General features: G+C 50.4%; 26 protein-coding genes and 1 pseudogene. 15 read left to right on the top strand and 12 right to left on the bottom strand.

Going from position 1 to position 26,999, the window contains the following annotated elements; all coding sequences use genetic code 11:
* The first annotated feature begins 58 nt into the window (after positions 1-58).
* The 5 genes and pseudogenes from FHS77_RS11655 to FHS77_RS11635 all read left to right on the top strand — a co-directional run bounded on the left by FHS77_RS11655 (position 59) and on the right by FHS77_RS11635 (position 3,046).
* Positions 59-808, top strand: a complete 750-nt coding sequence (locus FHS77_RS11655) for a F0F1 ATP synthase subunit A (protein WP_184223538.1) — start codon at positions 59-61, stop codon at positions 806-808.
* Between the two features lie 69 nt (positions 809-877).
* A complete protein-coding gene (locus FHS77_RS11650; protein WP_007632966.1) occupies positions 878-1,105 on the top strand; it encodes a F0F1 ATP synthase subunit C in 228 nt (75 codons plus the stop codon).
* Between the two features lie 101 nt (positions 1,106-1,206).
* On the top strand, positions 1,207-1,794 hold the full coding sequence (locus tag FHS77_RS11645; RefSeq protein WP_184223536.1) for a F0F1 ATP synthase subunit B: 588 nt from the start codon (positions 1,207-1,209) through the stop codon (positions 1,792-1,794).
* A gap of 11 nt (positions 1,795-1,805) precedes the next feature.
* Entirely contained in the window at positions 1,806-2,285 is a 480-nt protein-coding gene (locus FHS77_RS11640) for a F0F1 ATP synthase subunit B (RefSeq protein WP_184223534.1), read from the top strand.
* Positions 2,286-2,389: 104 nt separating this feature from the next.
* Positions 2,390-3,046 (top strand): annotated as a pseudogene (locus FHS77_RS11635) (IS1595 family transposase).
* A gap of 284 nt (positions 3,047-3,330) precedes the next feature.
* Here FHS77_RS11635 and FHS77_RS11630 read toward each other — a convergent pair.
* The 9 genes from FHS77_RS11630 to FHS77_RS11590 form a co-directional block, all read right to left on the bottom strand.
* Entirely contained in the window at positions 3,331-3,993 is a 663-nt protein-coding gene (locus FHS77_RS11630) for a ribonuclease HII (protein WP_184223532.1), read from the bottom strand.
* 88 nt (positions 3,994-4,081) lie between these two features.
* Positions 4,082-5,236, bottom strand: a complete 1,155-nt coding sequence (locus FHS77_RS11625) for a PA0069 family radical SAM protein (protein ID WP_184223530.1) — start codon at positions 5,234-5,236, stop codon at positions 4,082-4,084.
* Positions 5,237-5,380: 144 nt separating this feature from the next.
* Positions 5,381-5,917 (bottom strand): molybdenum cofactor biosynthesis protein B, encoded by a 537-nt coding sequence (gene moaB, locus FHS77_RS11620; protein ID WP_184223528.1) that lies wholly within the window; start codon positions 5,915-5,917, stop codon positions 5,381-5,383.
* Between the two features lie 12 nt (positions 5,918-5,929).
* Positions 5,930-6,829 (bottom strand): 4-(cytidine 5'-diphospho)-2-C-methyl-D-erythritol kinase, encoded by a 900-nt coding sequence (locus FHS77_RS11615; RefSeq protein ID WP_184223589.1) that lies wholly within the window; start codon positions 6,827-6,829, stop codon positions 5,930-5,932.
* Between the two features lie 15 nt (positions 6,830-6,844).
* The gene (locus FHS77_RS11610) at positions 6,845-7,030 is read right to left on the bottom strand and encodes a hypothetical protein (protein ID WP_184223526.1); all 186 of its coding nucleotides are present in this window, start codon (positions 7,028-7,030) and stop codon (positions 6,845-6,847) included.
* Positions 7,031-7,143: 113 nt separating this feature from the next.
* Positions 7,144-8,055, bottom strand: coding sequence for a S49 family peptidase (locus FHS77_RS11605; RefSeq protein WP_425498149.1), 912 nt, complete (start codon positions 8,053-8,055; stop codon positions 7,144-7,146).
* 97 nt (positions 8,056-8,152) lie between these two features.
* Entirely contained in the window at positions 8,153-9,334 is a 1,182-nt protein-coding gene (gene nhaA, locus FHS77_RS11600; protein WP_184223522.1) for a Na+/H+ antiporter NhaA, read from the bottom strand.
* A 63-nt stretch (positions 9,335-9,397) separates the two neighbouring features.
* Positions 9,398-10,198, bottom strand: coding sequence for a tRNA1(Val) (adenine(37)-N6)-methyltransferase (locus FHS77_RS11595; RefSeq protein WP_184223520.1), 801 nt, complete (start codon positions 10,196-10,198; stop codon positions 9,398-9,400).
* 3 nt (positions 10,199-10,201) lie between these two features.
* Positions 10,202-10,423: a putative signal transducing protein gene (locus tag FHS77_RS11590; protein WP_184223518.1), complete on the bottom strand. Its 222-nt coding sequence runs from the start codon at positions 10,421-10,423 to the stop codon at positions 10,202-10,204.
* Positions 10,424-10,652: 229 nt separating this feature from the next.
* Here FHS77_RS11590 and FHS77_RS11585 point away from each other — a divergent pair, with 229 nt between their 5' ends.
* The 7 genes from FHS77_RS11585 (at position 10,653) to FHS77_RS11555 (ending at position 20,363) form a co-directional block, all read left to right on the top strand.
* Positions 10,653-11,669: a polyprenyl synthetase family protein gene (locus FHS77_RS11585; RefSeq protein WP_374786256.1), complete on the top strand. Its 1,017-nt coding sequence runs from the start codon at positions 10,653-10,655 to the stop codon at positions 11,667-11,669.
* Positions 11,670-11,856: 187 nt separating this feature from the next.
* On the top strand, positions 11,857-13,653 hold the full coding sequence (locus FHS77_RS11580) for a tetratricopeptide repeat protein (protein WP_184223515.1): 1,797 nt from the start codon (positions 11,857-11,859) through the stop codon (positions 13,651-13,653).
* 141 nt (positions 13,654-13,794) lie between these two features.
* Entirely contained in the window at positions 13,795-14,781 is a 987-nt protein-coding gene (locus tag FHS77_RS11575; RefSeq protein WP_184223587.1) for a glycine--tRNA ligase subunit alpha, read from the top strand.
* The gene (gene glyS / locus FHS77_RS11570; protein WP_184223513.1) at positions 14,781-16,952 is read left to right on the top strand and encodes a glycine--tRNA ligase subunit beta; all 2,172 of its coding nucleotides are present in this window, start codon (positions 14,781-14,783) and stop codon (positions 16,950-16,952) included. The genes FHS77_RS11575 and glyS overlap by 1 nt, the downstream gene beginning before the upstream one ends.
* Positions 16,953-17,137: 185 nt before the next feature.
* Positions 17,138-18,109 carry an L-threonylcarbamoyladenylate synthase gene (locus FHS77_RS11565; protein ID WP_374786255.1) on the top strand — a complete coding sequence of 324 codons (972 nt, stop codon included), beginning with the start codon at positions 17,138-17,140 and terminating at the stop codon, positions 18,107-18,109.
* 20 nt (positions 18,110-18,129) lie between these two features.
* Positions 18,130-19,551, top strand: a complete 1,422-nt coding sequence (locus tag FHS77_RS11560; protein WP_184223511.1) for an FAD-binding oxidoreductase — start codon at positions 18,130-18,132, stop codon at positions 19,549-19,551.
* A gap of 260 nt (positions 19,552-19,811) precedes the next feature.
* Positions 19,812-20,363, top strand: a complete 552-nt coding sequence (locus FHS77_RS11555; protein ID WP_184223509.1) for a DUF6101 family protein — start codon at positions 19,812-19,814, stop codon at positions 20,361-20,363.
* Here FHS77_RS11555 and FHS77_RS11550 read toward each other — a convergent pair.
* Positions 20,360-22,153 (bottom strand): acyl-CoA dehydrogenase family protein, encoded by a 1,794-nt coding sequence (locus FHS77_RS11550; RefSeq protein WP_184223507.1) that lies wholly within the window; start codon positions 22,151-22,153, stop codon positions 20,360-20,362. The genes FHS77_RS11555 and FHS77_RS11550 overlap by 4 nt on opposite strands.
* A 118-nt stretch (positions 22,154-22,271) precedes the next feature.
* A complete protein-coding gene (gene purD, locus FHS77_RS11545) occupies positions 22,272-23,552 on the bottom strand; it encodes a phosphoribosylamine--glycine ligase (protein ID WP_184223505.1) in 1,281 nt (426 codons plus the stop codon).
* 158 nt (positions 23,553-23,710) lie between these two features.
* Here purD and ubiA point away from each other — a divergent pair, with 158 nt between their 5' ends.
* Positions 23,711-24,727 (top strand): 4-hydroxybenzoate octaprenyltransferase, encoded by a 1,017-nt coding sequence (gene ubiA / locus FHS77_RS11540; RefSeq protein WP_184223503.1) that lies wholly within the window; start codon positions 23,711-23,713, stop codon positions 24,725-24,727.
* 20 nt (positions 24,728-24,747) lie between these two features.
* Here the strand turns inward: ubiA and pdxH are convergent, their stop codons facing one another.
* Positions 24,748-25,368 carry a pyridoxamine 5'-phosphate oxidase gene (gene pdxH / locus FHS77_RS11535; protein WP_184223501.1) on the bottom strand — a complete coding sequence of 207 codons (621 nt, stop codon included), beginning with the start codon at positions 25,366-25,368 and terminating at the stop codon, positions 24,748-24,750.
* Between the two features lie 60 nt (positions 25,369-25,428).
* On the opposite strand from pdxH, the gene FHS77_RS11530 reads away from it, so the two are divergent.
* The gene (locus FHS77_RS11530) at positions 25,429-25,875 is read left to right on the top strand and encodes an RT0821/Lpp0805 family surface protein (protein WP_246431308.1); all 447 of its coding nucleotides are present in this window, start codon (positions 25,429-25,431) and stop codon (positions 25,873-25,875) included.
* 134 nt (positions 25,876-26,009) lie between these two features.
* On the top strand, positions 26,010-26,906 hold the full coding sequence (locus FHS77_RS11525; RefSeq protein ID WP_184223499.1) for a DnaJ C-terminal domain-containing protein: 897 nt from the start codon (positions 26,010-26,012) through the stop codon (positions 26,904-26,906).
* Positions 26,907-26,999 lie beyond the last annotated feature (93 nt).

The raw sequence follows: 26,999 nt of genomic DNA, 5'->3' as shown, positions 1-26,999 counted from the left end.
GCTTGTAAAAGCCGGTGACTTCAACGCCTGCGGGCAACGGACGATAGACGAGGTTAAGGTGGCAAACGATCCGATCCATCAGTTCCAAATTTCCCGGTGGATTCCTATCGACGTCGGCGGTGTCGACCTCTCTTTCACCAACGCATCAGCTTTTATGGTCGCAACTGTGGTTGTGGCTTCAGCGTTTCTTTTCCTTTCTTCATCGGGTCGCGGTCTTGTACCAACCCGTATGCAGTCAGTGGCAGAAATGGCTTATGAATTTGTCGCGACGAGCCTAAGGGACTCGGCCGGGTCAAAGGGTATGAAATTCTTCCCCTTTGTATTTACCCTGTTCATGTTCATTCTCGTTGCAAACTTCCTTGGTCTGTTCCCGTATTTCTATACGATTACCAGTCAGATCATTGTTACTTTTGCCCTCTCCATCCTCGTTATCGGAACTGTGATCATTTACGGTTTCTACAAGCATGGTTTTGGTTTCCTGAAACTGTTCGTGCCGCAGGGCGTCCCGATGATCATCGTACCACTGGTATCGATCATTGAAGTGATTTCGTTCCTGTCACGTCCGATCAGTCTTTCAGTTCGTCTTTTCGCCAGTATGCTGGCTGGACACATCACCCTTAAGATCTTTGCAGGCTTCATTGTTTCAATGGCTGCACTTGGTCCTATCGGTATTGGTGGCGCAATTCTCCCGCTCTTCATGACGGTTGCCATCACTGCACTGGAATTCCTCGTTGCATTCCTGCAGGCCTATGTTTTCACAGTCTTAACTTGCATGTACATCAATGACGCGGTGCATGCTGGTCACTAAAACTTCTCGCCGGCGGATTTCCGCCAGAACAGAAATCCGCATAGCTAATTAATCCAAAAGGAGCTCATCATGGAAGCGGAAGCAGCAAAATACATCGGCGCGGGTCTTGCCTGTTTCGGTATGGCCGGTACGGCCCTCGGTCTCGGCAACATCTTCGGCAGCTACCTTTCAGGTGCACTGCGTAACCCATCTGCAGCTGACAGCCAGTTCGGCCGTCTGGTGTTCGGTTTCGCTGTTACGGAAGCTCTGGGCATTTTCTCCTTGCTCATCGCGCTTCTGCTCTTGTTCGCTGTCTAAGATCGACGCAACAAATATGGCCTGACCGCGCTGTTCTTAAATTTTAAGGATTATGCGCGGTCGGCTGTTGCATATGACGCCTGAGTGAAGAGGAAGATTGGATGTTCGTGTCCACGGCGTTTGCCCAAACAGCAACGGAAGCCCAGCCTGTTGAAGCTGTGCATACCGAAACCGGTGTTGCCCATGAATCCGGCACGGGCGGCGTGTTTCCTCCGTTCGATTCTACCCATTACGCATCGCAGCTCTTGTGGCTCGCTATTACGTTTGGGCTTTTCTATCTGTTCATGTCCCGCGTGGTTGTACCGCGTATTGGTGGCGTGATCGAAACTCGTCGCGATCGTATCGCACAGGATTTGGATCAGGCAGCACGTTTGAAGCAGGACGCAGACAATGCGATCGTTGCTTATGAAACAGAACTGTCTCAAGCCCGTACCAAAGCCGCAGCAATCGGTAATGAAGCACGCGAAAAAGCGAAGGCAGAAGCTGAAGCTGAGCGTAGCGCTGTAGAAAAAACTTTGGAAGCAAAGCTTGAAAAAGCTGAAAACAACATTGCTGAAATCAAGGCGAAAGCCATGAGCGATGTTGGTTCGATTGCTGAAGAAACTGCAGCTGACATTATTGACGAGCTGATCGGTACCAAGGTTGATAAATCAACTGTTACCGCTGCTGTTAAAGCAGTCAGCGCCTAAAGGAGACGATGATGGACGCTACGTTTTGGGCACTCGTCGGCCTCGTAATTTTCCTAGGCATTGTTGTTTATCTTAAAGTGCCTGGCATGGTTGCCAAGTCTTTGGATGAGCGCGCTGCAAAGATTTCTAAAGAACTCGACGAAGCACGCACACTGCGCGAAGAAGCTCAGGCACTGTTGGCCGAGTATCATCGCAAGCGCAAGGAAGCGGAAAAGGAAGCAAGCGACATCGTTGCTGCAGCCGGCCGTGAAGCCAATGCGATTGTTGATGATGCCAAGCAGAAAACAGAAGAATATGTTGCTCGTCGCAACAAGCTTGCTGAACAGAAAATTGCCAGCGCTGAAGCTGAAGCAATTAAAGAAGTTCGCACTGCTGCTGTTGAACTGGCTGTTGCTGCTGCAACCCGTATCGTCGCCGACAAGGTTGATGCGAAAGCTTCTGCAACATTCTTTAAAGACTCGCTTGAACAGGTTAAATCCCGTTTGAACTAAGAGTTTTCATCAGTCTGATTTTTAAAACGCCATCTCTTGATTGAGGTGGCGTTTTTTATTTGGGGCTGACATAGATAGCTGTGAAGGGCTATTCTTGTCAGATGATGAGAGCAAGGCGGCGAAGCAGGCTCCGGAAAACTATTCAACCTGAGCTTTTGAAGTATTTTTGCGCAGGTATCACAGCTCGCTCCGCGGCCCAATTGACGGGTGTTAATCGCAATACGGCGATCCTGTTCTTCCATAAGTTGCGCGAAGTGATTTTCGAGAAGTTGGCTTCATCAGTGACGGGCTTGATGGGCGGCGATATCGAAGTCGATGAAAGCTATTTTGGCGGGCGAAGAAAAGGTAAACTCGGGCGTGGTGCAGCGTGCAAGGTTCCTCTCTTCGGGCTCTTGAAGAGAGGTCGCAAGGTTCATGTCGTTATCAGCTCAAATATCCGCACAGACACGCTTTTTCCAGCCATCAGGGACAAGGTGAGGCCGGACTCCGTCATCTAAACCAATAGTTTCGCTGCCTATGATGTTCCGGACGTTTCCGAGTTCCATCATGTCCGGATTAACCACTCGGGACTGTTCGCCGAGGACATCAATAACATCAACGGAGTCGCGAACTTCAGGAAGAAGGCCAAGCGTTATCTGTGCGGTTATAACGGTATTCCTAAGCAGCACTTTCACCTGTTCATCAAGGAATTTGAGCGGCGCTTCAATCACCGTCCTGTTGCCAGGCTCATCAAAGTTTTGCGGCAGTTGTGGCTCAAGTAACCATAGACTCACTATTTATGTTAGCCCCTTTAATTTTGGCTACAAAATTTGATTGTCTATGTCATGAGTTAAACAACAGTATTGGCTCTGCTGGGCAGAGCTGTATGGCATGTTAGATGCTCTTTAGGCTTAATTAATATAGAGCAAATCGCATTTCATCATATCTACGATGAGCGCATACAGACTTTTTGCCATAACTTTATCCCGTCAAGGGAGGAGCAGAAACCAGTTTGGCGAACTGATTTGCCTGCAAAGACGATAGCCACCTTGAGGAGCGTGCTTTTCTAGCGGATGAAGCGGCCTTTAATCGGGGCGAATGTATAACGATGAAGGCCGGGAACGGGCCCTGTTGTTTCAATCGCCTCACGGTGTTTCGCAGTGCCATAGCCGGCGTGGCCTTCAAAACCATATTCAGGATGATGTTTGCCTGCAAGTTCCATCATGCGGTCACGGGTAACCTTGGCAACAATAGATGCGGCTGCAATTGATATGGAACGCTGATCGCCTTTAATCAGTGCTTCAGCATTGCATGTCAGGTGAGGGGGCACATCGCGCCCGTCAACAAGCGCGTAATCTATTTTAACTGCTGACGCTGCCACAGCACGCTGCATAGCGGTGAGAGCGGCTTTACGGATATTGCTGTTATCAATTTCATCAGCCGACAGGCTGACGGCAGAGACGGCCAGAGCCTGCGTTAAAATCAGATCGTAGAGCTTGACGCGCTTTGCGGCGGTCAGACGTTTGGAATCGTCCAGACCTTCAGGTAAATTATCCGGATCCAGCACAACGGCTGCTGCCACGACCGGCCCTGCCAGCGGTCCACGACCTGCCTCATCAATGCCTGCTACAAATTGGCAACCATCTTGATAGAGCCGCTTCTCATGCGAGAAATCGGGCGTATAGATTAGGGGAAGGGCGGATGAAGAATCACTAATTTTACGAGCCATGCGCGAGATTAGAGCATTGAACCGTTAAAATTAAACAACGGAAATGCTCTTCTTGCCCACACAGGCACGTGAATAGAAGAGTGCCTCATTAAAACAATGAAAGTTGCGTGCCGCCTTCTTGCCTTGGACTGAACAGGTCGGTGCGTAATCGCTTCTTAGTCGTATTGAGGCCAAGTTTCTTGGCGGCAATTTCAAAACGTCTGCCGATCTGCCAGGCATATGGGCCTTCACCGCGCATGCGCTTGCCCCATTCCGCATCATAATCCTTGCCACCACGCATGGAGCGTAAAAGCGACAACACATGGCGATATTTGTCAGGATAATTGCGCAATAACCATTCTTTAAATAAGGGTGCAACTTCCAGCGGGAGACGCAGCAGAACATAACCGGCTTCTTCAGCTCCTGCGGCGGCAGCTGCATCCAGAATACGCTCGATCTCATGATCATTAATACCGGGAATGACAGGCCCCAGCATTGCAGATACAGGAATGCCAGCTTGTGAAAGTTCCCGCATGGTTTGCAGGCGCAATGTTGGCGTTGCAGCGCGTGGCTCCATTGTACGGGATAATTTGGCATCCATAGTGGTGACGGAGAGAGCGACCTTGACCAAGCCTTTTTCCGCCATACGGCTTAAAATGTCGATGTCACGCGTAATCAAGCCGGACTTTGTGATGATGGCAACTGGATGTTGTACATCTTCCAGCACTTCGAGAAGGCCACGCATGATACGCCATTTTTTCTCTACCGGTTGGTAAGGGTCGGTGTTGCTGCCAATGGCAATAGTGCGGGGAATATAACCGGATTTGGACAATTCACGCTGTAACAGATGCGGTGCATCCGGTTTGGCAAAGAGTTTGGCCTCAAAATCAAGACCTGCCGACAGCCCCATATAACTATGGGTCGGACGAGCGAAACAATAGATACAACCGTGCTCGCAACCACGATAGGGGTTAATGGAGCGGTCAAAGCCAAGATCAGGCGAATCATTGCGGGTGATGATGCTGCGCGGCTTCTCAACCTGCACTTCAGTTTTAAAGGGCTCAAGCTCTTCAAAGCTTTGCCAGCCGTCATCAAAATCATCACGCGAAAATTGTTCGAAGCGACCGGACGGATTGATGCCGGCAGCACGTCCGCGTCTTCTGGATTGGTCAACCCGTAAGCCGTTTTCGGCGATGATCGCATTGGCATGTTCGGTGCGCCCGCTGCCAAAAGCTGCTGTATCTGCCTGCTGGATAGCATCCATCGTCTTCTCCTTCGCGGAAAAGTGCCGCCCTGAGGGCGTTTCCTGATTATTTGATAGTTACGGGCAAGATCTTAGAATCTGTACTCCGTCTGTTCTTTTATATATAGAACGGAAATCAGAACATTACAAGAACAATATCTGTGGTTATTTTTTGCGGCGCAGATGCTCGTCAAGCCGAGGCATGATCTCGACGAAATTGCAGGGCATGTGGCGGTAATCAAGCTGATATTGCAGAATATTGTCCCATGCATCACGACAGGCACCGCTTGATCCTGGCAGGGCAAAGACAAATGTCTGGTTTAACAGGCCGCCGAGTGCGCGTGACTGAATGGTCGAGGTGCCGATTTTCTCATAAGAGATTCGATGAAAAATGGTGGAGAAACCATCCATCCGTTTTTCAAATAAAGGTTCAAGCGCTTCCGGGGTGACATCGCGACCGGTAAAACCTGTGCCGCCGGTGGTGATAATCACATCGATATCGGCCTGTTGCGACCATTTAGTTACAATGTTGCGGATGGCTTCGATATCATCCGGTACGATGGCGCGTTCAACGAGTTTGTGCCCTGCATCGCTTAGCCTTTGTTGCAATGTATCGCCGGACTTGTCATCGGCCGGTGAACGCGTGTCGGAGACGGTCAGAACTGCGATGCCGACCGGAATAAAACTGCGTTCATTGGCCATGGCATAGCTCCTTTAATGATTGCCATAGGTTTGGGTGGTGACCACAAACCAATCAGGATGGGCTTGGCGAATTTGCTGTTTTGCTTGCAACATGTTTTCGCAGGAGGAAAAAATCGCAAAACATGTGGCGCCTGAGCCGGACATCTGGACAAAATCAGCACCCGATGCTGCCAGCTCATCTAAGCGGGATTGCAATTGTGGTGCCAGTGTTTCCGCAGGCCTGAATAAATCATTGCGGGTCTTGCGCAAATAGGCACAAACCTCATCAATGCTTTGAAAAGCATTGGGAGCAATCAATGACGGATTATCGCGCTTATTCAGTGCTTTAAAAATGGTTGGGGTGGCAAGTGCCGTGCCGTCATTAATCAGCAAAATATGCAGAGCCGGAAACTCAACGAGCGGTGACAGGTCTTCACCAATGCCTCGCACCAGAAGTGGGGCGCCGTTTTGCTGGCTGTGCAAACACATTGGCACATCGGCACCCAGATGTAAGCCGAGTTCCAACAGCGCTTCATAAGGCAGATCAAGCTGCCAAAGCTCATTGAGCGCTGTGAGGGCCGCTGCGGCATCGGTTGAGCCGCCGCCAATACCGGCTGCAATCGGCAGTTTCTTTTCCAGATGAATATGAACCGGGGGGCATTTTGATGGGGTCTGTGTGCGTAGCAGGTCACGCGCTTTCAGCACCAGATTGTCATTATTAAGCGGGATAAAAGGCGCATAATAACCGCTAACGGTAAAGTCATCGTGCAGAGCAGGTGTGACACTGATGTGATCGCCGAAATCGCCAAAAGCGACAATCATTTCCAACTCATGATAACCATTGGCGCGTTGGCCGGTAACATGCAGCGCAAGATTGATTTTTACCGGCGCCAGACGGGAAATCGTCGCGCCATCACTAGCGGAAACACTGATAGACATGAAAACAGTTTAATCCTTGCGGACGCGATATTCGCCGGTTTCAGGATCTTGCTCCAAGGTGCCGTGGGCGCGGTTTTGCGCTTCTTTTTCCTCACGGCGGACTTTCTTGGAAACCCGCACCGCTTCACGTTTGAAAGAGCGGTAAACATACCATGCAGCGGCTGCAATCAGCAGAAGAAAGAGTATCTGGGGCATGGTTCATTCGTCCTTAAACCGTCGTGCTTGTGGGGGCTCTGCACTTATCCAGCTGGATATATCTATCATAATGCAGAGATAAAGCGTTGCAATGCTTTTATTCAGTTCACGCTTCAAAGGCCATAGCGGGACCAGAGCGCTTTTTCTTCTAATTTGGAAAGCATGGCATCACCGGTTTGCATCGCCACTTGCGCCATCGCATCTGTGCTGAAGCCTATGGAGGGGAGTTTTTTGCCTAAAAATCCGCGCTGTGGCTGAATGAGGTTTAGTTTGGTTTTGGAGCCATAATGTTTCATCAAATGGCTGCGAATATCGCCCAGACTGTCTACAAGACCAAGTTCCTTACCCTTGATGCCTGTCCAGAACAGACCGCTGAAAAGATCAGGGTCATCACTTAATTTTGTGCCGCGACGCTCCAGCACCATATCAATGAAAGTCTTATGCACTTCCAGTTGCAGTGCTTTCAGGCGTTCGATATCTGCTTCTTTTTCCGGCAAAAACGGATCAAGCGAAACTTTGTTTTGGCCAGCGGTATAAACGCGGCGTTCGACACCGATTTTCTTGATCAGTTCAGTAAAGCCGAATGAGGAAGAAACGACACCAATGGAGCCGACAATGGAAGATGGATCAGCAATGATTTCATCGCCTGCAAGTGCGATCATATAGCCGCCTGATGCAGCTACATCTTCAACAAAGACAAAGACTTTTTTCTTCTTTTCCTCAGCCAGTGCACGGATGCGCTGATAGATAAAGCGTGACTGCACAGGCGAGCCGCCCGGTGAATTGATGGTGATGGCCACAGCGGGGGCTTGTTTGTCGCTAAAGGCTTTTTGAAGTTCGGCCGCTACACCTTCCAATGAAAGGCTCGGACGCAGACTGTTGCCGCCGCTCATAATGGCGCCATGCAGCCGCACAACCGGAATTTCAACGCTCGTTGAGCGAAAACGACGTGGCATGAGTCGGGCAAGAAACTTAACCAAAGTGAGTGGCTCCGTAGTCTGAAGGGCAGTATGTTTTCTATTCATTGTCTTCATTAAATGCTTATTTAGGAAGCAAATTTGAAAACGCAAAGAAAAACGCCCGATCAGAGGACTGATCGGGCGTTTTTTATCTGTTTTTTGTTTAAATGCGCGTTTTAGTTGGAGCAACACGCAGGAGCAGATAACCGATCACTGCGGAGGGGCCGGAGCCCATCAGAACGCCGAGTTTGGTTTCTGTCTGCATCAGCTCGGATGGGAAGGACAGCAAGCCGATAAAGATACTCATGGTGAAACCAATACCGCAAAGAATGCCAACGCCATAAAGCTGCAGCCATGTGGCACCCATCGGCTTTTGTGCAAGACCCAGTTTGATGGCAAGCCATGCCGCACCAAAAACACCGATCTGCTTACCGATGAACAAGCCACCGGCAATGCCGAGTGTCAGGCTGTCGGTGACCACATCCATATTGATGCCGGTGAAGGAAATACCCGCATTGGCAAAACCAAAAATCGGCACAATCAGGAAGGCAACAGGCTTTGCCAGCGCATGTTCCAGAATATGCAATGGCGATGACATATTGTCAGGGCTGCCCGGTGCCGGCTTCAACGGAATCGACAAAGCGGTAATAACACCTGCAACGGTTGCATGTACGCCGGAATTCAGCACGAAGAACCACAAAGCAGCACCTACAACCAGATAGGGCAGGATCTTCATCACGCCCATGCGGTTCATAGCAAAAAGCACGATTGCAGCACCGGCTGCCGCGCCCAAAAATGGCAGCGAGATTTCAGCCGTATAAAAGACAGCGATGATTGCAACGGCTGCAAGATCATCAAGGATCGCAAGCGTTGCTAAAAACACTTTCAGGCTGGTTGGCACGCGCGAGCCAAGCAGCGATAAAACACCAAGCGCAAAGGCAATATCGGTGGCGGAAGGCACCGCCCAGCCACGCACTTTGGCCGGATCATCAAAGTTTAGCCACGCAAAAAGCAGAGCCGGAACAATAACACCGCCTGCAGCAGCCAGACCCGGTAGCATACGATTCGGCCAGCTTGCCAATTGTCCGTCGACAAATTCGCGTTTGATTTCCAAGCCAACAAGCAGGAAGAAAACGGCCATCAACAGATCATTGATCCATTCCAGCACGCTTAAAGGCCCCACCTTGGTGGCAAGGCCGCCAAAATAGCTGGTAGCAATAGGTGAGTTAGCAACAACCAGCGCAAGCGCAGCTGCGGCCATCAAAGTTATACCACCGGCGGATTCTGCATCGAGAAAACGGCGCATGATGGAGGTCGGGCGGACGGGCTGGGAATTTTGATTCATCAGTCAGAGTGCCTGTTGGTTATTTTTGCATGGAATGGCCAAAAAGCCATTTGAAGAAAGCAGTCAAAAAAGACTTGTGAGACCGTTATTAATGGCAATAGCCCGTTCTGTGAAGCTATTACCGGTATTTTCGTGCAAGTTTAGCACCGGCTCAAAACTTAGCGGAGCCTTACTGCCCTTCACGCCAATCACGATCAGGCGGATTGCAGCTGCTTGCGGGCGCGGGTGGACAGGGATAATGCGGATAGCACCAAAGCGTGAAGATAATGCGGTGAGAATCGCAAAAATCGATGCAGGACGGGCGATAATTGCCACTGAACCAGTTGGTTTTACGATTGCTGCTGCCGTTTTAATCCACGCCTCAAACATGTCGGGCGGCATCACATGGGCTTCAGCTTTAAGAGCGTGTGGTGTTGAGCGGTCGGCTGCTGAATTAAACGGCGGGTTCATGATAGCAAAATCAAAATAATTACTAATAAGACCCGCTTCTTCACGCTTCTTTCCGGTCAAAGACACGTCGGCATTTAACAGTGACAGCCGCGGTGCCAATTGGGAATTGACCTCTAAGGCCATGGATTTGCGTGCAAATTCCGTCATCAGTTCGGAGCGTTCAATCAGCGTTACCTGCGCTTGTTCACAGCGCGCCGCAACGGCAAAACCGGCCGCACCCGCACCCGCACCCAGATCTGCAACGCGCCCGATGAAGCCATCCGGCACTGAGGCTGCCAGCATCATGGCATCCACGCCGGAACGGTGACCTTTTAAGGCTGGCTGGATGAGGTGAAAACGCCCGCGATGAAAAACATCTTCTGTCTCGCCGAAAGCTTCAGGAAGTGCGGTTTCTGGCAATGTTATTTCAGGCATATATTATTGTCGCAATTCAGTTTCGATACCGGCATCGATCAGACATTGTCTGGCGCGCTCTTTTTCTGATTTTTCCACCATCAGACGGCGGGGTAAAATGCCTAAGGAACCTTCGATGATGCTCATATTGGTGTCGGCAATAAAATAGCCGATATCGGCCTCTTTCATCAAAGCTTCGGCAAAGGATAATAAAACCGGATCATTGGTGCGCAATAATTCATACATGGTCTTTAAGCACCCTTTGTCATATTTGCACGAACCGGCATATTTTATTCCCCGGATACCGTATTTATTGATTTATATCACTGTGCCGACAATTAGTAGCGTTGACAACAGGTGCCTGACGATGTTGTGAACAGCTTAACAATCATTTATAGCGCAGATTATCAAAATTTGCTGCTTGAGCATTAAGTGACGCTTGAATAATGTATGGGCGCATACAGGAGTAATGACATTGGGTGTGGTTCTCAACATCGGCGATACAAAAACGAATGCAGGTTCGGTTCAGCCTTTGATCGACCTGACCAAGGCCGATATGGCACGGGTTAACGAATTTATTCTGGCTCGGGCTGGTTCTGATGTCGAAATGATTCCTGAAGTGGCGAACCATCTGATTTCGTCAGGCGGCAAAAGATTGCGTCCGATGATGACTTTGGCAACTGCCCGAATGTTCGGCTATGAAGGCACTGGTCATATCAGTCTCGCAACATCTGTTGAATTCATGCACACGGCTACGCTTTTGCATGATGATGTGGTGGATGAAAGCGATCTGCGCCGCGGCAAAAGCACAGCGCGCATGATCTGGGGTAATCAGGCCAGTGTTCTGGTTGGCGATTTTCTGCTGGGTCAGGCCTTTAAAATGATGGTGGATGTCGGCTCATTGGAAGCACTCGATGTGCTGGCGACATCGGCTTCGGTTATTGCTGAAGGTGAGGTCATGCAATTGGCGGCAGCCAAAAACATGGACACCACAGAAGAAGAATATCTGGCCGTTATTAAAGCTAAAACAGCTGCGCTTTTCTCAGCTGCGGCAGAAGTTGGCCCGATCATTGCCGATGCAGGTGATGGGCCGCGCAAAGCTTTAAGTTCTTATGGTCTTAATCTCGGCCTTGCTTTTCAGCTGATTGATGATGCGCTGGATTATGGCGGCAGTGCCGCGGATTTGGGTAAAAATACCGGTGACGATTTCCGCGAAGGTAAAATCACCATGCCGGTTCTGCTTGCCTATAATCGCGGCTCGGATGAAGAACGTGTGTTTTGGAAACAGGCGATGGAAGAGGGCAATAATGATGATGCTTCTCTTGCTAAAGCGACCGAACTGATGCTGAAAGCCAATTCCATCGCGGACACTGTACAGCGTGCGCGCGATTTTGGTGAAATGGCACGCGAAGCACTTGTTGATCTGCCAAACGGCGCTCATAAAGATGCGCTGATTGAAGTGATTGATTTTTGCATCAGCCGCGTGAACTGATTTGTTATACTGCCTCTTAAATAGCGGAGGCAGTAAACATCACCGCAAAAAAGCCATGGTTTGAAGTCCAGCTGTTTATTGGATCAAATAACCGGACAATGCGGATCAAAAAGCCGGAAGCAACGGCTGTCAGATAAGGATTTTCATTTATCAATCTTACTGACAGAATGAAAAAGGATAGTTTGGAATGCGGCGCCGCCCAGTTTTACGTCCTCTTTATGCAGCTTTGAGCATTTTGCTCTCCGGTGCTGTTTTGCCTGTTTCCGGTTTTGCTTCGACCACTGACAGCACGACACAGGCAGAGCCTTATAAATCCATCCGCGTTGGTTCTTTTGCCGGTGCTTATCTGGCGGGTCGTGTTGCTGAAAACGACAATAATATGCCTGCAACGATTGATTTTTATCGTCAGGCATTGGCGTTTGATCCGGGCAATTTGCAGTTGAAACAGGATTTGCTGCTGGCTTTGCTGACCAATGGTCAGTTTGAAGAGGCGCTGCCATGGGCAAAAGAGCTGCAAAATAATGCGGAAATTGAACGTTTTTCCCGCCTTGCATTGGCGGTGGATGCTATTTCACGCAAACAATTTCGTCAGGCGCGACCGCTGCTCAATTATTCCGTGCAATCGGACATGGATAAATTATCCTCGCAGCTGATTAAGGCCTGGGCAAATTATGGCGCCGGTAATCCCAAAAATGCGGCATCTGCGGTTGAAGCGATCAAAGGGCCGCAATGGTTTACGCTTTTCCGCACCTACCATTCGGCATTGATGGCGGATTTGTCTGGTCAGGTGAAGGCGGCTGAAGATTTTTATCAAAAGGCTGTTGCCGATAAAGCTGGTGGTGGTGCTGCACCTGATACATATGAGCGTATTGTCATTTCATATGCCAGTTTTAAAGCGCGTCATGGTGACATGAAAAGTGCGGTTGAGATTTTAAAAAGCGCAGAAGAATTGCTGACAGGGCGTAAAACTCTGGCTGAAATGCGCCATATGCTTGAGGCTGGCAAAGCGCCGGTACAACTGATTGCTACACCACAACAAGGGGCGGCAGAGGTGCTTTATGCGCTCGGTACGGCGATTAATCGTTCCGGTGCAGAGGCTTTTGCCAAATTATATTTGCAGATGTCACTGCCGTTGCGACCCGCTGATGATGCAACAATGTTTCAGCTTGGCGATATTTCAGCCAAATTGCGTCAGCCGCAAAGTGCAATTGATTATTATGGCCGTGTTTCGGAAGATTCGTTCTATCGTATTGATGCCGAAATGCAGCTCGCGCTGAACCTAGCGGAAAGCAAAAGAGAAAAAGAAGCGATTGAGCATCTGAACGCGCTGCTAGAGCGCGACAGCAAAGACATGCGCACCTATCTGGCTTTGGGCAGTGTTTATGCGCAGGCAAAAGACTATGCTAATTCGGCCAAAACTTACGATCAGGCTGTGGCGCTGATTGAAAAGCCGGAGCGCGCCGATTGGACGATTTATTTTCAGCGAGGCATTTCTTATGAGCGCTTGAAAGAATGGGACAAGGCCGAGCCTAATTTTAAAAAAGCGCTCGAACTTTTCCCCGATCAGCCGCAGGTTTTGAACTATCTGGGCTATTCATGGGTTGATATGGGTATCAATCTGGATGAAGCGCTGGATATGATCCGCAAGGCGGTCGAACTGCGCCCGCAGGATGGTTACATCACAGATTCGCTCGGCTGGGCTTATTACAAGCTCGGGCGCTATGATGATGCGGTGGCGGAACTTGAAAAGGCGGTCAAACTGCGCCCTGAAGATGCCACCATCAATGACCACTTAGGTGATGCTTATTGGCAGGTCGGGCGCCAGCTGGAAGCAACTTTTCAGTGGCACCATGCCATCGCCGGTGAGCCGGAACCCGAAGAGCTTGCCAAGATTGAGGAAAAACTCAAAAAAGGTTTAAACCCGCCTGAAAATCCGGTCAAAGCGGATACACCGGCAGATGCAAAGCCGGAACCGAAGCTTTAAGGCGGTTTTCATATCCCGATCGATATCATTTACAGGCTTGGTTCAGCTAAAGCTTGACCCATGCAGACGGACAATTTAGACCGAGCTATTCTCTTGAAACACAGACGAGGCCCGTACGTGACTACCACGCTGCCTGACCACATGCATCCGACCCGCTCTTTTCAGGGCTTTATCATGGCGCTCCAGAATTACTGGGCGAACCATGGCTGCACAATTTTGCAGCCATATGACATGGAGGTCGGCGCAGGGACGCTGCATCCGTCCACCACATTGCGCGCGCTGGGGCCGAAACCTTGGAATGTTGCCTATGTGCAGCCTTCACGCCGCCCGAAAGACGGTCGCTATGGTGAAAATCCGAACCGTATGCAGCATTATTACCAGTATCAGGTTTTGCTTAAGCCAAGCCCGCCAAACTTACAGGAGCTTTATTTAGGCTCGCTGAAGGCGATTGGTATTGATACTGAATTGCACGATATCCGCTTTGTGGAAGATGACTGGGAAAACCCGACCACCGGTTCTTGGGGCTTAGGCTGGGAATGCTGGTGTGATGGCATGGAAATTTCGCAGTTCACTTATTTCCAGCAGGTTTGCGGCATTGAATGTTCGCCGGTTGCGGGTGAGCTGACCTATGGTTTGGAACGTCTGGCTATGTATGTGCAGGGCGTCGATAATGTTTACGACCTGAACTTCAATGGTCTGGAAGGTGAGGACAAGGTCACTTATGGTGATGTGTTCTTGCAGACAGAGCAGGAATATTCGCGTTACAATTTCGAGATCGCCAATACAGAAATGCTGCACCAGCATTTCATTGATGCGGAAGCAGAATGTAAGGCTGTGCTTGCTTTTGGCGCACAAGAGGCGGGGAGTGCTGAAAGCACGACTGGGAATAAAAAAGATGCGACGAGTGCTGAAAGCACGAGCGGGGCATTACATAAGTGCGTTTTCCCGGCCTATGACTATGCGATTAAAGCATCGCATATTTTCAACCTGATGGATGCCCGTGGTGTTATCTCGGTGACTGAACGTCAGAGCTATATCTTACGTGTTCGCAATCTGGCGCGCCAATGTGGTGAAGCCTTCCTGCAGACCGAAGCCGGTGGCGTAAACTATAAAAATGAGACACGCTGATGCCTGATTTATTGCTTGAGTTATTTTCGGAAGAGATCCCAGCTCGCATGCAGCGTAAAGCAGCAGGCGATTTCAAAAAGCTTATCACTGATGGCTTGGTGGACGCAGGGCTGACCTATGAGGCGGCCACTAGCTATTGGACACCACGTCGTCTGGCGCTTGATATTCGCGGCCTGACAGTGCGTTCCAAAGATATCCGTGAGGAAATCAAAGGCCCGTCCACATCAGCGCCGGAGCAGGCGATTGCAGGCTTCTTGCGTAAGGCTGGTTTAAACGATGTCAGCGAAGCGCATGTGCATAGTGACCCGAAAAAGGGTGACTTCTATGTGGCGCATTTGGTGAAAACCGGCCGTACGGCGGAAGAGATTGTTGCGGAATTAGTACCTGCAACCATCCGCAATTTCCCGTGGCCGAAATCCATGCGTTGGGGCAAGGCTTCTGCCAAGTCCGGTGCGTTGCGCTGGGTGCGCCCGCTGCAATCAATCCTTTGCACCTTCGGTCCTGAAACCGAAGAAACCAAAGTGATCGAGTTTGAAGTGGATGGTATCCATTCCGGCAATGTTACTTTCGGACATCGTTTCTTAAGTGATGGTCAGCCGATCAAAGTGCGCCGCTTTGACGATTATGTCGAAAAGCTGGAAAAAGCTTTTGTGGTGCTGGATGCTGAACGCCGCAAAGAAATCATCGCCACCGATGCCCGCAATCTGGCTTTCGCTTCCGGTCTTGATCTGGTTGAAGATGCTGGTTTGCTGGAAGAGGTTTCCGGTCTGGTGGAATGGCCGGTTGTGCTGATGGGTGAGTTTGAGGAAGAGTTCCTCGCTATCCCGCCGGAAGTGATCCAGCTGACCATTCGCGTTAACCAGAAGTGCTTTGTTACCCGCAAACAGGGTGAAGAAACCGCGCTTTCAAACAAGTTCATTCTGGTATCCAATATTGTTGCCCGTGATGGCGGCAAGGAAATTGCATTTGGTAACGGCAAGGTTGTGCGGGCACGTCTGTCTGATGCTTTGTATTTCTGGCACACTGATCAGGCGAACATGCCTGATATGGACAAGTTGCAAGCGTCTGCTGCCAAATTTGCACTTGATCTGGCCAAGCCGCTTGATCAGCGCATGGCGCGTCTGGATAGCTTGAATGTGACCTTCCATGCCAAGCTTGGTACACAGGGCGCACGTGTTGCACGTATCGAAAGTCTGGCCGCAGCAATAGCACCGCTGGTCGGTGCTGATGTCGCCTTGACCAAGCGTGCTGCCGTGCTGGCAAAAGCAGATTTGCAGACCGAAGTTGTCGGCGAATTCCCTGAATTACAGGGTGCGATGGGGCATAAATATGCGCTTCTTCAGGGCGAAAACCCAAGTGTTGCGCAAGCATTGGAAGATCATTACAAGCCGCAAGGCCCATCCGACCGCGTGCCGCGTGATCCGGTTTCCGTTGCGGTTGCCTTGGCCGATAAGATCGATACGCTGACCGGTTTCTGGGCGATTGATGAAAAGCCGACAGGCTCAAAAGATCCTTACGCTCTGCGCCGTGCAGCTTTGGGTGTTATCCGCCTGATCCTCGACAACGATGTGCGTGTAGCGCTGAAATCTTTAATCCAAAATGCTGAAAGCGGCCTTGCATCCGTTGATGGCTTGGCTTCGCGTGATGTGAGCACAGATCTTCTCTCCTTCTTCCATGAACGCTTCAAAGTTTATTTGAAGGATGAAGGTGCGCGTCATGATGCGATTGATGCGGTTCTGTCTGCTGATGCCGACAATCTGCTTCTTGTTGCACGTCGCCTTGAAGCACTGATTGTCTTTATCAATACAGAAGACGGCAAGAATTTGTTGGCCGGTACAAAACGCGCTGCCAATATTCTGGCCGCAGAAGAGAAAAAAGGCGCTGTCGCTGATGTCGCCATTGATGCATCGTTATTCACGCAAGACGAAGAAAAAGCATTGCATCAGGCTGTGAAGGCAGCTTCTGTAGAAGCTGAGGCTGCAATCAAGAGGGAAGACTTTGCCGCAGCAATGACGGCAATGGCACTGTTGCGCGCGCCGGTTGATGCTTTCTTTGAAGGCGTTCTTGTTAATGACGACAATGAAAAAGTGCGCGCCAACCGTCTGGCTCTCTTGAAGGCCATTCGTGATGTGACCTCGCAGGTGGCGGATTTCTCTAAAATCGCTGGCTGATAAGACCATATAAAATTATTAAAAACGCGTCTCTCACGGGGCGCGTTTTTTGTTTGGCCAGGCTCTATGTATTTTGTCGCATTATCCCGCGCAAAACCGGTACCCACTTTTGCTGGAAATGCTCTAATAATTTTCTGGGCTTGCTCGACAGCTTTGGTTAAACAGAGCTGACAGGAGATTATAACGTGTCCCGAATGATGAAACTGGATCAGAGCGGTGTTCAGGCTGCTGTAGATGTGCTGGCGGATGGTGGCTTGGTCGCTATCCCGACCGAAACCGTTTATGGTTTGGCGGCAGATGCCACCAATGGCGAAGCGGTTGCCAGTATTTTTGCCGCCAAAGGTCGTCCGCACTTTAATCCGTTGATTGCGCATGTCAGTGACTTGGACATGGCCAAACGCTATGTGCAGTTTGATGCCGTGTCGGAAGCGCTTGGCCATCATTTCTGGCCGGGGCCGTTAACGCTGGTGCTGCCGCTTTTACCGGCAAATGAAGGGCATAATATTCATCCACTTGCCACTGCCGGACTTGAAACATTGGCTGTTCGTATGCCGCAAGGGGCAGTGCGCGATATTATCAGGCAATTTGATCGTCCTATCTCTGCGCCAAGTGCCAATCGTTCCGGTCGTATCAGCCCGACCAGTGCTGAGGCGGTGGCGGAAGATCTGGGCGGGCGCGTGGATCTGATTTTAGATGCTGGCGCTTGCGAAGTGGGCTTGGAATCCACCATTGTGAAGGTGGAGGGTGACGCACTTTATCTGCTGCGCCCGGGCGGTTTGGCGGCAGAGGAAATTGAAGCATTTACCGGTAAACCATTGCTGCGCCTTGATCAGCGCGCCGCCATTCAAGCGCCGGGAATGTTGAAATCCCATTATGCACCGAATGCGCAAATGCGTCTGAATGTGGATGCAGTTCATGCCGGTGAGGCATTGCTTGCTTTTGGCCAAACCCGTGTGCAGGGCCATGAAAAGGCGGTTGCTACGCTCAATCTGAGCGAGAGCGGAAATTTGCGTGAAGCGGCGGCCAATCTTTTTGATTATATGAAAAAACTCGACACCTATGGCGCTGCAACCATCGCGGTGGAACCTATTCCGGTGAGTGGGTTGGGCGAGGCCATTACTGATCGTTTGGCGCGCGCTGCGGCTCCCAGAGATTGATAAATTAAAAGGTAGATAAGATGGCTGTGGCTCTATCGTCTGAATTAATCGGGCAATTTAAAGCGATTGTCGGTGATGCGTATGCCTTGACCGATCAGACCGACATCGCTCCTTATCTGACAGAACAGCGTGATCTTTATCATGGGCGCTCAATGCTTGTGCTGCGTCCCTCCAGCACTGAGCAGGTTGCAGCTATTTTAAAGCTTGCCAGTCAAACCGGAACGGTGATTGTGCCGCAGGGCGGCAATACGGGGCTGGTTGGTGCGCAGCAGCCGGACGAAAGCGGTAAAGCGGTGGTTTTATCGCTTGGTCGTATGAATAAAATCCGTGCCCTTGATCCGGTTGGAAATCTGATCACCGTTGAAGCCGGTGTGATCTTGCAAAATGTACAAGAGGCGGCAGATAAAGAAGATCGCCTGTTTCCCTTGTCACTTGGCTCGGAAGGCTCTTGCCAGATTGGTGGCAATTTAAGTTCCAATGCGGGCGGCACAGCGGTGCTAAGCTATGGCAATATGCGTGAGCTTTGTCTGGGGCTGGAAGTGGTATTGCCGACAGGCGAGATTTTAAATGATCTGCGTTACGTCAAAAAAGACAATAGCGGCTATAATCTCAAAGACTTATTTATCGGTGCGGAAGGCACGTTAGGCGTTATCACCGCGGCTGTTTTGAAGCTTTTTCCCAAACCTAAAGGCAAAGCCGTTGCCTATGCGGGGCTAAAATCGCCTGCTGCTGCATTGCAATTGTTTAAAATTGCCACCGAAAAGGCAGGCCCTGCTCTAACCGGTTTTGAACTGATGCCGCGCATCGGCGTGGAGTTTACCGTCAAACATGTGGAAGGCGCGCGCGATCCGCTGCAAGCGCCGCATGACTGGTATGTGCTGATAGATATTTCTTCAAACCGCAGCCAAGAAGACGCACAAAACCTGATGGAAGATATTCTGTCAGTGAGCTTTGAGGCCGGTATTGTGCAGGATGCAGCATTGGCCGCCACAATCGCACAAGCGCAATCTTTCTGGAAAATGCGTGAGGAAATGTCTTGGGCGCAAAAGCCGGAAGGCGGCTCAATCAAACACGATATTTCTGTACCTGTCGCATCCATTCCGGCTTTCATTGCGGAAGCAAGCCATGCTGTGATGCAAATGGTGCCCAATGCCCGCATAGTTTGCTTTGGTCATATTGGCGATGGTAATTTACATTTTAACATTTCGCAGCCATTAGATGCCGAAAAGCAAGCGTTTTTAAGCCTTTGGGCGGCGGTTAATCATGAAGTTCATGCCATTGTGGATAAGTATCATGGCTCAATTTCAGCCGAACACGGCATTGGCCAACTGAAACGTGAAGAGCTTTTGCACTATAAATCACCTGTTGCTGTGGATTTGATGCGCCGTATCAAGCGGGAACTTGATCCGTCAGACATTATGAACCCCGGAAAAATATTATAAAACAATGTGTTAATGGATATTTGATTGCCTGAAGCACAACTGTAGCAAGATTGCTACAGTTGCGCGTTGTTGTCTTTATAAGGTTTCCGAAACCTTACAGGCGTTTTTGTTCTGGTAACCAATAATAATGGTCAGGATTTCTTAACCTAACTTCTTAAAGCCGTCGGTAATAACCATCGCCTATTGTTACCTCCAACGAAGCCGCAAAAGGCTCGCAAAGTGAAGCCTCTAAAGAGGTTCGCAGGCAAACAGGGCGTAAGATGCGTAAACAGGAACAACAACAGCCGGTATGGGCAAACAGAGAGCTGCGGCTCAACCCGTTTCGTTTTCCGCAAGTGGTCAGCTATGCTAATCACGAGCGCGAAGAGCTGGTGACTTTTACCCTCAATGAGCGTGGCGCTGTTATTCGCCGCGTTATGCCGTCAAGCGGTATGCCAATGTCTGTTTCGGTGCCTGCATCAGCATTTATTGGTGTGACGGCACGTGCGGCGGAAGATGCAAATGGCCATATCACCGTAACGCTTGAGCTGATGCATGCTGATCCGCAATTGTCGGTGCCGTTGCTGGTGGCGCATGATCTGGCCGATGTGGCTGATGACTGGCGCGCATGGGCAAGCGCCTTTGACCTGCCGATGATGCTGGTTGAGCAAGACGGCGTTGCACGTTGCTTGGATGAAAGCGCAAGCCTGACAGTGAGCGAGCAGGGGACGCAGAAGAATATCCGCCGCCCTCGTTTTATGGCTCGTCACAAAACATCCGGTTTAGGCATGCGACTGGTGGTCGGTGGCAAAGCTGTTATTTCGCCACGTTAAGCGTTCAAAATTGTTTTTGCGGCCTGCAAAATATGCGCGCCGCCAATGATGCTGTGTTTAAGCGCCATTGTTTCTACTAAGATATAACCATTGAAAAACTGGCTGAGATGAATGCGGGCTTCATGGCTTTCGCTTAACGCTGAGCGCAGCAAATAGGCCGCTCCCGCTGTCAGTGACAAAAGTCTTAAATAAGCGGTTGCACCAGCCAGCGCATCATCTGTTTTTTTATCCGCCAGACATTTCTGCAAATAGCTTGTGGCTTGTTTCAGATCATTGATCGCATTACTGAGTGCGATGCCGCATTGTTGCAATTCAGGTCGTTTGGCTTGCGCGGCAGCATCTGCCTCTTGGGAAAGTTCAGTAATAAACCCGTGAATATGCTGACCATCTTCTAATGGCAATTTGCGCGTGACAAGATCAATCGCCTGAATGCCGTTAGTGCCTTCATAAATCGGTGTGATGCGCGCATCACGCAGTAATTGTGCAGCGCCCGTTTCTTCTATATAGCCCATGCCGCCATGCACCTGCACACCAAGGGATGCAACGTCCACGCCTGTATCGGTGGAGAAAGCTTTGGCAAGCGGGGTGAGAAGGCTGGCCCGATTTTCCCAAAAACTCTTTTGATCCGGCTCGGCCATATTGGCCATATCGAGCGCAAAGGCGCAATTATAAGCAATTGAGCGGGCGGCCTGCGTCAACGCTTTCATAGTGAGCAACATGCGTTGCACATCAGGATGAACAATAATGGCTTCTGCCTGCGCGGATGAGGGCGTGCCGCTGCTTCGTCCCTGCATACGTTCTTTGGCGTAAGCTATGGCTTTTTGGGTGGCCGCTTCAGCAACGCCGACCCCTTGGATACCGACCAGCAAACGGGCATTGTTCATCATGGTGAACATGCAGGCAAGGCCGCGGTTTTCTTCGCCGATCAGATAGCCGACAGCGCCGGCTTCGTTGCTTTCGCCGCTGCCATCACCAAAAATCATTGTGCAGGTAGGGGAGGCATGTATGCCGAGTTTATGTTCCAGTCCGGCACAAAAAACATCATTGCGCTGGCCGAGGCTTCCATCTTGTTTACTTAAAAATTTCGGCACCAGAAACAGTGATATGCCTCTGCTACCTTCCGGTGCATCAGGCAGACGTGCAAGCACCAGATGAATGATATTGTCGCTCAGATCATGTTCGCCATAGGTGATAAAAATTTTCTGGCCGAAAATACGATAGGTGCCGTCATCATGTCGCTCTGCACGGCAGCGCAAAGCGCCAAGATCAGAGCCTGCTTGCGGCTCCGTCAGGTTCATGGTGCCCATCCATTCACCGGAAATCAGCTTGGGCAAATAGGTGTCTTTGATGGCTTGGCTTGCGTGTTGTTCCAGTGCTTCAACAGCGCCAATGGTGAGAATAGGGCCAATGGCAAAACCAAGTGATCCGGCATTCCACATTTCATTGACGGCAACAGAGAGGGACACCGGCAGCCCTTGGCCGTCATAGTCCGGTGATCCGGTCAGGCTGTTCCATCCGGCGGCTGCCCAATCCTGATAAAGCTCTTTCCAGCCTTTCGCAGTGGTGACGTGTGCTTCTTGTAAAGTCGCGCCTTCCTGATCGCCTGATTGGCGCAGTGGAACAATGCGGTTTTCAGTAAAGCGCGCTGCCTCATCCAGAATTGCACTGAGCAGATCTTGGCTTAGGTCGCCAAAGCGCTCTTCTTGCAATGCCTGCTCAAGTCCGGTGGTTTTTGTGCCGGTGACTTTTAGCAATGTGTGCAAAATATCCGTGACGGGTGCGCGATACATGAAGCCCTCCATCTGTCATGCGTGTGATAGAAGTATCGGCTGGGCTTAGAGGGGTCAATGAGCGTTTTTACTTATGAGGGATATAAAAATCCCGCCTTTTCGGGGCGGGATTTTAAACTTATTGCTCTTGCTCGCGGATAATGGCGCGCCAGCCGATGTCGCGGCGGCAGAAACCATTTGGCCAGTCGATCTTTTCGATCGCTTCATAAACCTTGGTCTGGGCTTCGCTCACTGAGCTGCCGGTGGCTGTCACATTCAAAACGCGACCGCCATTGGCAACAAGATTGCCGTCTTTCAGCGCGGTGCCTGCATGGAAGATTTTCACATCTTCGGTTTTGGCGGCTTCGTCGAGGCCTTTGATCACGCTGCCTTTTTGCGGTGCTTCCGGATAGCCTTTGGCCGCCATGACGACTGTCAGTGCAGTTTCATCTGAAAATGTCGGGCTGACTTCATCAAGTTTGCCGTCAGCAGAAGCTGTCAGAAGTTCCAAGAGGTCAGATTGCAGGCGCATCATCAGTACCTGACATTCAGGGTCGCCAAAGCGGGTGTTATATTCAATCAGTTGCGGGCCGTCTTTGGTGATCATCAGACCGGCAAAGAGAATGCCCGAAAACGGATGACCAAGCTCTGCCATGCCGCGCATGGTTGGTTCGATCAGCTCTTTCATGGTGCGCTCAACCATTTCGGCAGGCATCACCGGCGCTGGTGAATAAGCACCCATACCGCCGGTATTCGGCCCCGTGTCGCCGTCGCCCACGCGCTTGTGGTCTTGTGCGGTGCCGAAAGGAATAGCGGTTTTGCCATCGCAGAGGCAGAAGAAACTTGCTTCTTCACCATCAAGATAGGCTTCCACGACAACTTCTGCGCCAGCCTGCCCAAAAGCCCCTTCAAAGCAGGCATCAACTGCTTCAAGCGCATCTTCCAGCTCCATTGCAACAACCACGCCCTTGCCAGCGGCAAGGCCGTCAGCTTTCACCACGATTGGTGCGCCTTGCTGGCGGATATAGGCTTTAGCTTTGGGCGCATTGTTGAAGCGGCCATAAGCACCAGTTGGAATGTTGAAACGGGCGCAAAGGTCTTTGGTAAAGCCTTTGGAGCCTTCAAGCTGTGCTGCACCTTGTGAAGGGCCAAACACGCGGATGCCGTTTTTGCGTAAAGAATCGCTCAAACCATCAACAAGCGGTGCTTCAGGGCCAATAACGACGAGGTCGATTGTTTTTTCTTTGGCAAATGCAACCACCGCATCGTGGTCTTCTACATTGAGGCTAACCAGTTCAGCATGGTCAGCAATACCGGGATTGCCCGGTGCACAATAGAGTTTATCAAGCAGTGGTGAGGCTGAGATTTTCCATGCTAAGGCATGTTCACGTCCGCCGGAACCAATCAACAGGACTTTCATAACTTGCTCCATCTTCGCTTGATCAGTAATAAGAGAGTATGTTGCTGGTTGTCTATTGACGAATGGGCAGACGGGCAAGGCCAAAGGCAAAGATTTTTCATGCTTTTGGTATGCTCAACCGCAAAAGTTTAAAAATTTTGAACAGGACAGATCGCATTATGGCGTCATCAAAAGCAGATCAGCATATTCAATCACGGGATGTCCGTGGTCGCGTTAAGGATGCGCCGTCCGGTCACTGGGCTTATAAAATACTTCCGCCAACGCTTTGGCCTTATGCGCAGCTGGCACGTTGGGATCGCCCGATTGGCTGGCAGTTGTTGCTTTGGCCGTGTCTGTGGTCAACCGCTTTGGTGGCCGGCGCAGGGCTTGCCAATGTGGATGCAACAAGCGTTGAAAGCGTTTGGAGTGTCCTGCCTTCCATCTGGCACATTATTTTGTTCACTATTGGCGCAATTGCGATGCGCGGTGCAGGCTGCACCTATAATGATCTGGTGGATCAGGATATAGACGATCAAGTTGATCGCACCCGTTCGCGTCCTTTGCCGTCAGGGCAGGTAACCCGCAAACAAGCCAAGATTTTTCTGGTTCTGCAAGCATTGGTTGGTTTGCTGGTTGTTTTGCAATTCAACTGGTTTTCTATTTGGTTGGGCGTCGGCTCTCTGGCGATTGTTGCAGCCTATCCGTTTATGAAGCGCATCACTAACTGGCCGCAATTTGTGCTGGGGCTTGCTTTCTCATGGGGCGCGCTGATGGGCTGGGCAGCTGATCGTGGCAGCCTCGCACTGGCACCCGTGCTGCTTTATATCGGCTCGATCATGTGGGTCATCGGCTATGACACCATCTATGCTCATCAGGATAAGGAAGATGATGCGCTGGTGGGCGTACGCTCAACCGCGCGTTTGTTTGGCAGCCGCACAAAACAGGCTTTGTTTGTGCTTTATGGCGGTGCATTGATTTGTTTTGCGGCAGCTTTTGCGGTTGCCGAAGTGCCGATGCCGGCTTTAGCCGGATTGCTTGCGGCAGCGGCGCATATGTTCCGCCAGATCAGAGTGCTGGATATTGATAATCCGGATCAGTGCCTGCATTTGTTTAAATCCAATCACATTGTCGGATTTTTGATTTTTGCAGGGCTTGTTTTCGGCTCACTTTGGTTTGTGATTAAGCCGCTCATTTGAGCGGCTTAATTTTTTGCGTTTTACGGGTAGAGACGGGCAGATTGCCAATCTGATTCCGGGTCAGGACGCGTAAACTGCACGCGGTCATGCAGACGGAATGCACGATCATGCCAGAATTCAATGGATGTCGGACGGATTCTAAAGCCTGACCAGTATGCGGGGCGCGGAATTGAGCCGATTGCATAACGTGTAGTGTATTCAGCAACCGCTTTTTCTAAGGCGAAACGGCTTTCCAGCGGGCGCGATTGTTTGGAAGCCCAGGCGCCGATACGGCTGCCGCGGGCGCGCGATGCATAATATTCATCGGCTTCAGCGTCGCTTACTTTTTCAACCGGTCCGCGGACGCGCACCTGACGGCGCAGGGATTTCCAGTGGAAACACATGGCGGCTTTTTCGGCAAAAAGCACTTCACGACCCTTTTGGCTTTCGTAATTTGTGTAAAAAACAAAGCCCCGTTCATCGAAATCTTTGAGCAAAACCATGCGTACATTTGGCATGCCATTTTCGTCGACGGTTGCAACTGCTACGGCATTCGGGTCATTCGGTTCAGAAGCTTCTGCTTCTTTCAACCATTCACCAAACAGTTGAAATGGTTCGGAAGCTTGCGTAAAGTCACCATTCGTTAACTTGCTATCGCTCATAATCACGCCTTTATCGCACCAAAAAAAGGAAACGCATTGGTCAGCCGTAATGCGCACCTTATGTTAAAGACAAGTTTCGTACCTTCGATCGCACCCAAATGCTATCGTTGGGTGGCCTTGTGCAGCCTGATTTTTGTGACAGGTTGCGCGATGGGTGGTGTCAGTATCGAAAGTGCTGTTCCTGATGCATCATCCATAACAGGTTCAGTTACACCTTCACAACAGCCGGATACGGACAATGAAACGCTTTCCGACCGCAATGCCATCCGCAATGTGGTGTCGGGACTTGATTTCAACACATGGGGCATGAAACCGGTGCCATGGGCAAATCCCGATACAGGCAGTCAGGGCGTGATTAATCAGGTTTCTGAGGTGCAGAAAACGGATGGTCTGTGCCGTGAATTTGAAACATCACGACAGGCATTTAACGGTGTTTCGCTCTATCGCGGTGAAACTTGCATGCGAAAAACTGGCGATTGGGTGCTGAAATCCTTCGCACCTTTGTAATTATTGCGCTTTATTTGCACTTAACCTGTCATTTTTTACGCGTTTCGGAGAATAAATCTGGAACTTTGCGGCTATGATGCGCATATATGATTTAACTATGTTATTTTATCTATCATTCGTGAGAGAGGGTGTATATGCGCGATCCCTATAGCGTGTTGGGCGTCGCTAAATCTGCGAAGCCCGAAGAAATTAAATCTGCATTTCGTAAGCTGGCGAAAAAATATCATCCGGATCAGAATAAAGATGATCCGCAGGCTCAGACTAAATTTTCTGAGATCAATCAGGCTTATGAAATCATTGGTGATAAAGACCGCCGTGCGCAATTTGACCGCGGCGAGATTGATGCTGAAGGCAAACCTGCCTATCAAGGTTTTGGTGGAGGCGGTGGTGGTGACCCGTTTGCAGGCTTTCGTCAGGGCGCTGGGCAAGGTGGCTTCCGACAAGCAGGCGGCTTTGGCGGTGCGGAAGATATTTTCAGCGAGATTTTTGGCGGCGGATTTGGTGGCGCACGCCAACGCGCCAGTCGTCCAGCCAAGGGGGCTGATCTTGCGGCCACGATTTTTGTGAGCCTTGAGCAGGTGATGGGCGCCGAAAAGGTTGAAGCTGTTTTCCCGAACGGCAAAAATCTGGCGATTAAGTTACCGGCCTTTGTGGAAGACGGACAGGTGATCCGCCTGAAAGGGCAGGGCGAGCAACCCATGGGTGGTGTCGCCGGTGATGCGATGGTGACGGTCAAATTCAAGACGCATCCGCGTTTTGAAGTGAAGGGTCGTGATTTGCATCTGGATCTACCGGTCAGCATTAAAGAGGCAGTGCTTGGCGGTCGTGCGGAAGTGGAAACACTGACCGGACGTCTCGCGGTTAAAATTCCGGCATGGTCAAGCTCTGACAAAGTACTGCGTTTGAAAGGCAAAGGTTTACCGGTCAAAACAGGTGGACATGCTGACTTGTTTGTACATATTCGTTTGATGCTGCCAGAAAACGGCGATGAAGCATTGAAAACATTTTTTGAGAAAGCAGATGCCTCGTAATAAAATCAGGCAATAATCATGCAGTATTCACGCAAACTTGTGCTTGAATTTATAAAGTGAATGGTTTTATTACGTTACTCAACTAAATCATAG

Source organism: Paenochrobactrum gallinarii, assembly GCF_014205685.1.
In the GTDB taxonomy this organism is placed as follows: Bacteria; Pseudomonadota; Alphaproteobacteria; order Rhizobiales; family Rhizobiaceae; genus Paenochrobactrum; species Paenochrobactrum gallinarii.
This window is presented reverse-complemented; position numbering and strand designations above follow the sequence as displayed.

Bases quoted from the DNA above. Each gene is read 5' to 3' on its own strand.
- FHS77_RS11650 (WP_007632966.1), top strand. From the start codon at position 878: ATGGAAGCGGAAGCAGCAAAATACATCGGCGCGGGTCTTGCCTGTTTC.
- FHS77_RS11645 (WP_184223536.1), top strand. From the start codon at position 1,207: ATGTTCGTGTCCACGGCGTTTGCCCAAACAGCAACGGAAGCCCAGCCT.
- FHS77_RS11640 (WP_184223534.1), top strand. From the start codon at position 1,806: ATGGACGCTACGTTTTGGGCACTCGTCGGCCTCGTAATTTTCCTAGGC.
- FHS77_RS11630 (WP_184223532.1), bottom strand. From the start codon at position 3,993: ATGGCTCGTAAAATTAGTGATTCTTCATCCGCCCTTCCCCTAATCTAT.
- FHS77_RS11625 (WP_184223530.1), bottom strand. From the start codon at position 5,236: ATGGATGCTATCCAGCAGGCAGATACAGCAGCTTTTGGCAGCGGGCGC.
- moaB (WP_184223528.1), bottom strand. From the start codon at position 5,917: ATGGCCAATGAACGCAGTTTTATTCCGGTCGGCATCGCAGTTCTGACC.
- FHS77_RS11610 (WP_184223526.1), bottom strand. From the start codon at position 7,030: ATGCCCCAGATACTCTTTCTTCTGCTGATTGCAGCCGCTGCATGGTAT.
- FHS77_RS11605 (WP_425498149.1), bottom strand. From the start codon at position 8,055: ATGAATAGAAAACATACTGCCCTTCAGACTACGGAGCCACTCACTTTG.
- nhaA (WP_184223522.1), bottom strand. From the start codon at position 9,334: ATGAATCAAAATTCCCAGCCCGTCCGCCCGACCTCCATCATGCGCCGT.
- FHS77_RS11595 (WP_184223520.1), bottom strand. From the start codon at position 10,198: ATGCCTGAAATAACATTGCCAGAAACCGCACTTCCTGAAGCTTTCGGC.
- FHS77_RS11590 (WP_184223518.1), bottom strand. From the start codon at position 10,423: ATGTATGAATTATTGCGCACCAATGATCCGGTTTTATTATCCTTTGCC.
- FHS77_RS11580 (WP_184223515.1), top strand. From the start codon at position 11,857: ATGCGGCGCCGCCCAGTTTTACGTCCTCTTTATGCAGCTTTGAGCATT.
- FHS77_RS11575 (WP_184223587.1), top strand. From the start codon at position 13,795: ATGCATCCGACCCGCTCTTTTCAGGGCTTTATCATGGCGCTCCAGAAT.
- glyS (WP_184223513.1), top strand. From the start codon at position 14,781: ATGCCTGATTTATTGCTTGAGTTATTTTCGGAAGAGATCCCAGCTCGC.
- FHS77_RS11560 (WP_184223511.1), top strand. From the start codon at position 18,130: ATGGCTGTGGCTCTATCGTCTGAATTAATCGGGCAATTTAAAGCGATT.
- FHS77_RS11555 (WP_184223509.1), top strand. From the start codon at position 19,812: ATGCGTAAACAGGAACAACAACAGCCGGTATGGGCAAACAGAGAGCTG.
- FHS77_RS11550 (WP_184223507.1), bottom strand. From the start codon at position 22,153: ATGTATCGCGCACCCGTCACGGATATTTTGCACACATTGCTAAAAGTC.
- purD (WP_184223505.1), bottom strand. From the start codon at position 23,552: ATGAAAGTCCTGTTGATTGGTTCCGGCGGACGTGAACATGCCTTAGCA.
- ubiA (WP_184223503.1), top strand. From the start codon at position 23,711: ATGGCGTCATCAAAAGCAGATCAGCATATTCAATCACGGGATGTCCGT.
- pdxH (WP_184223501.1), bottom strand. From the start codon at position 25,368: ATGAGCGATAGCAAGTTAACGAATGGTGACTTTACGCAAGCTTCCGAA.
- FHS77_RS11530 (WP_246431308.1), top strand. From the start codon at position 25,429: ATGTTAAAGACAAGTTTCGTACCTTCGATCGCACCCAAATGCTATCGT.
- FHS77_RS11525 (WP_184223499.1), top strand. From the start codon at position 26,010: ATGCGCGATCCCTATAGCGTGTTGGGCGTCGCTAAATCTGCGAAGCCC.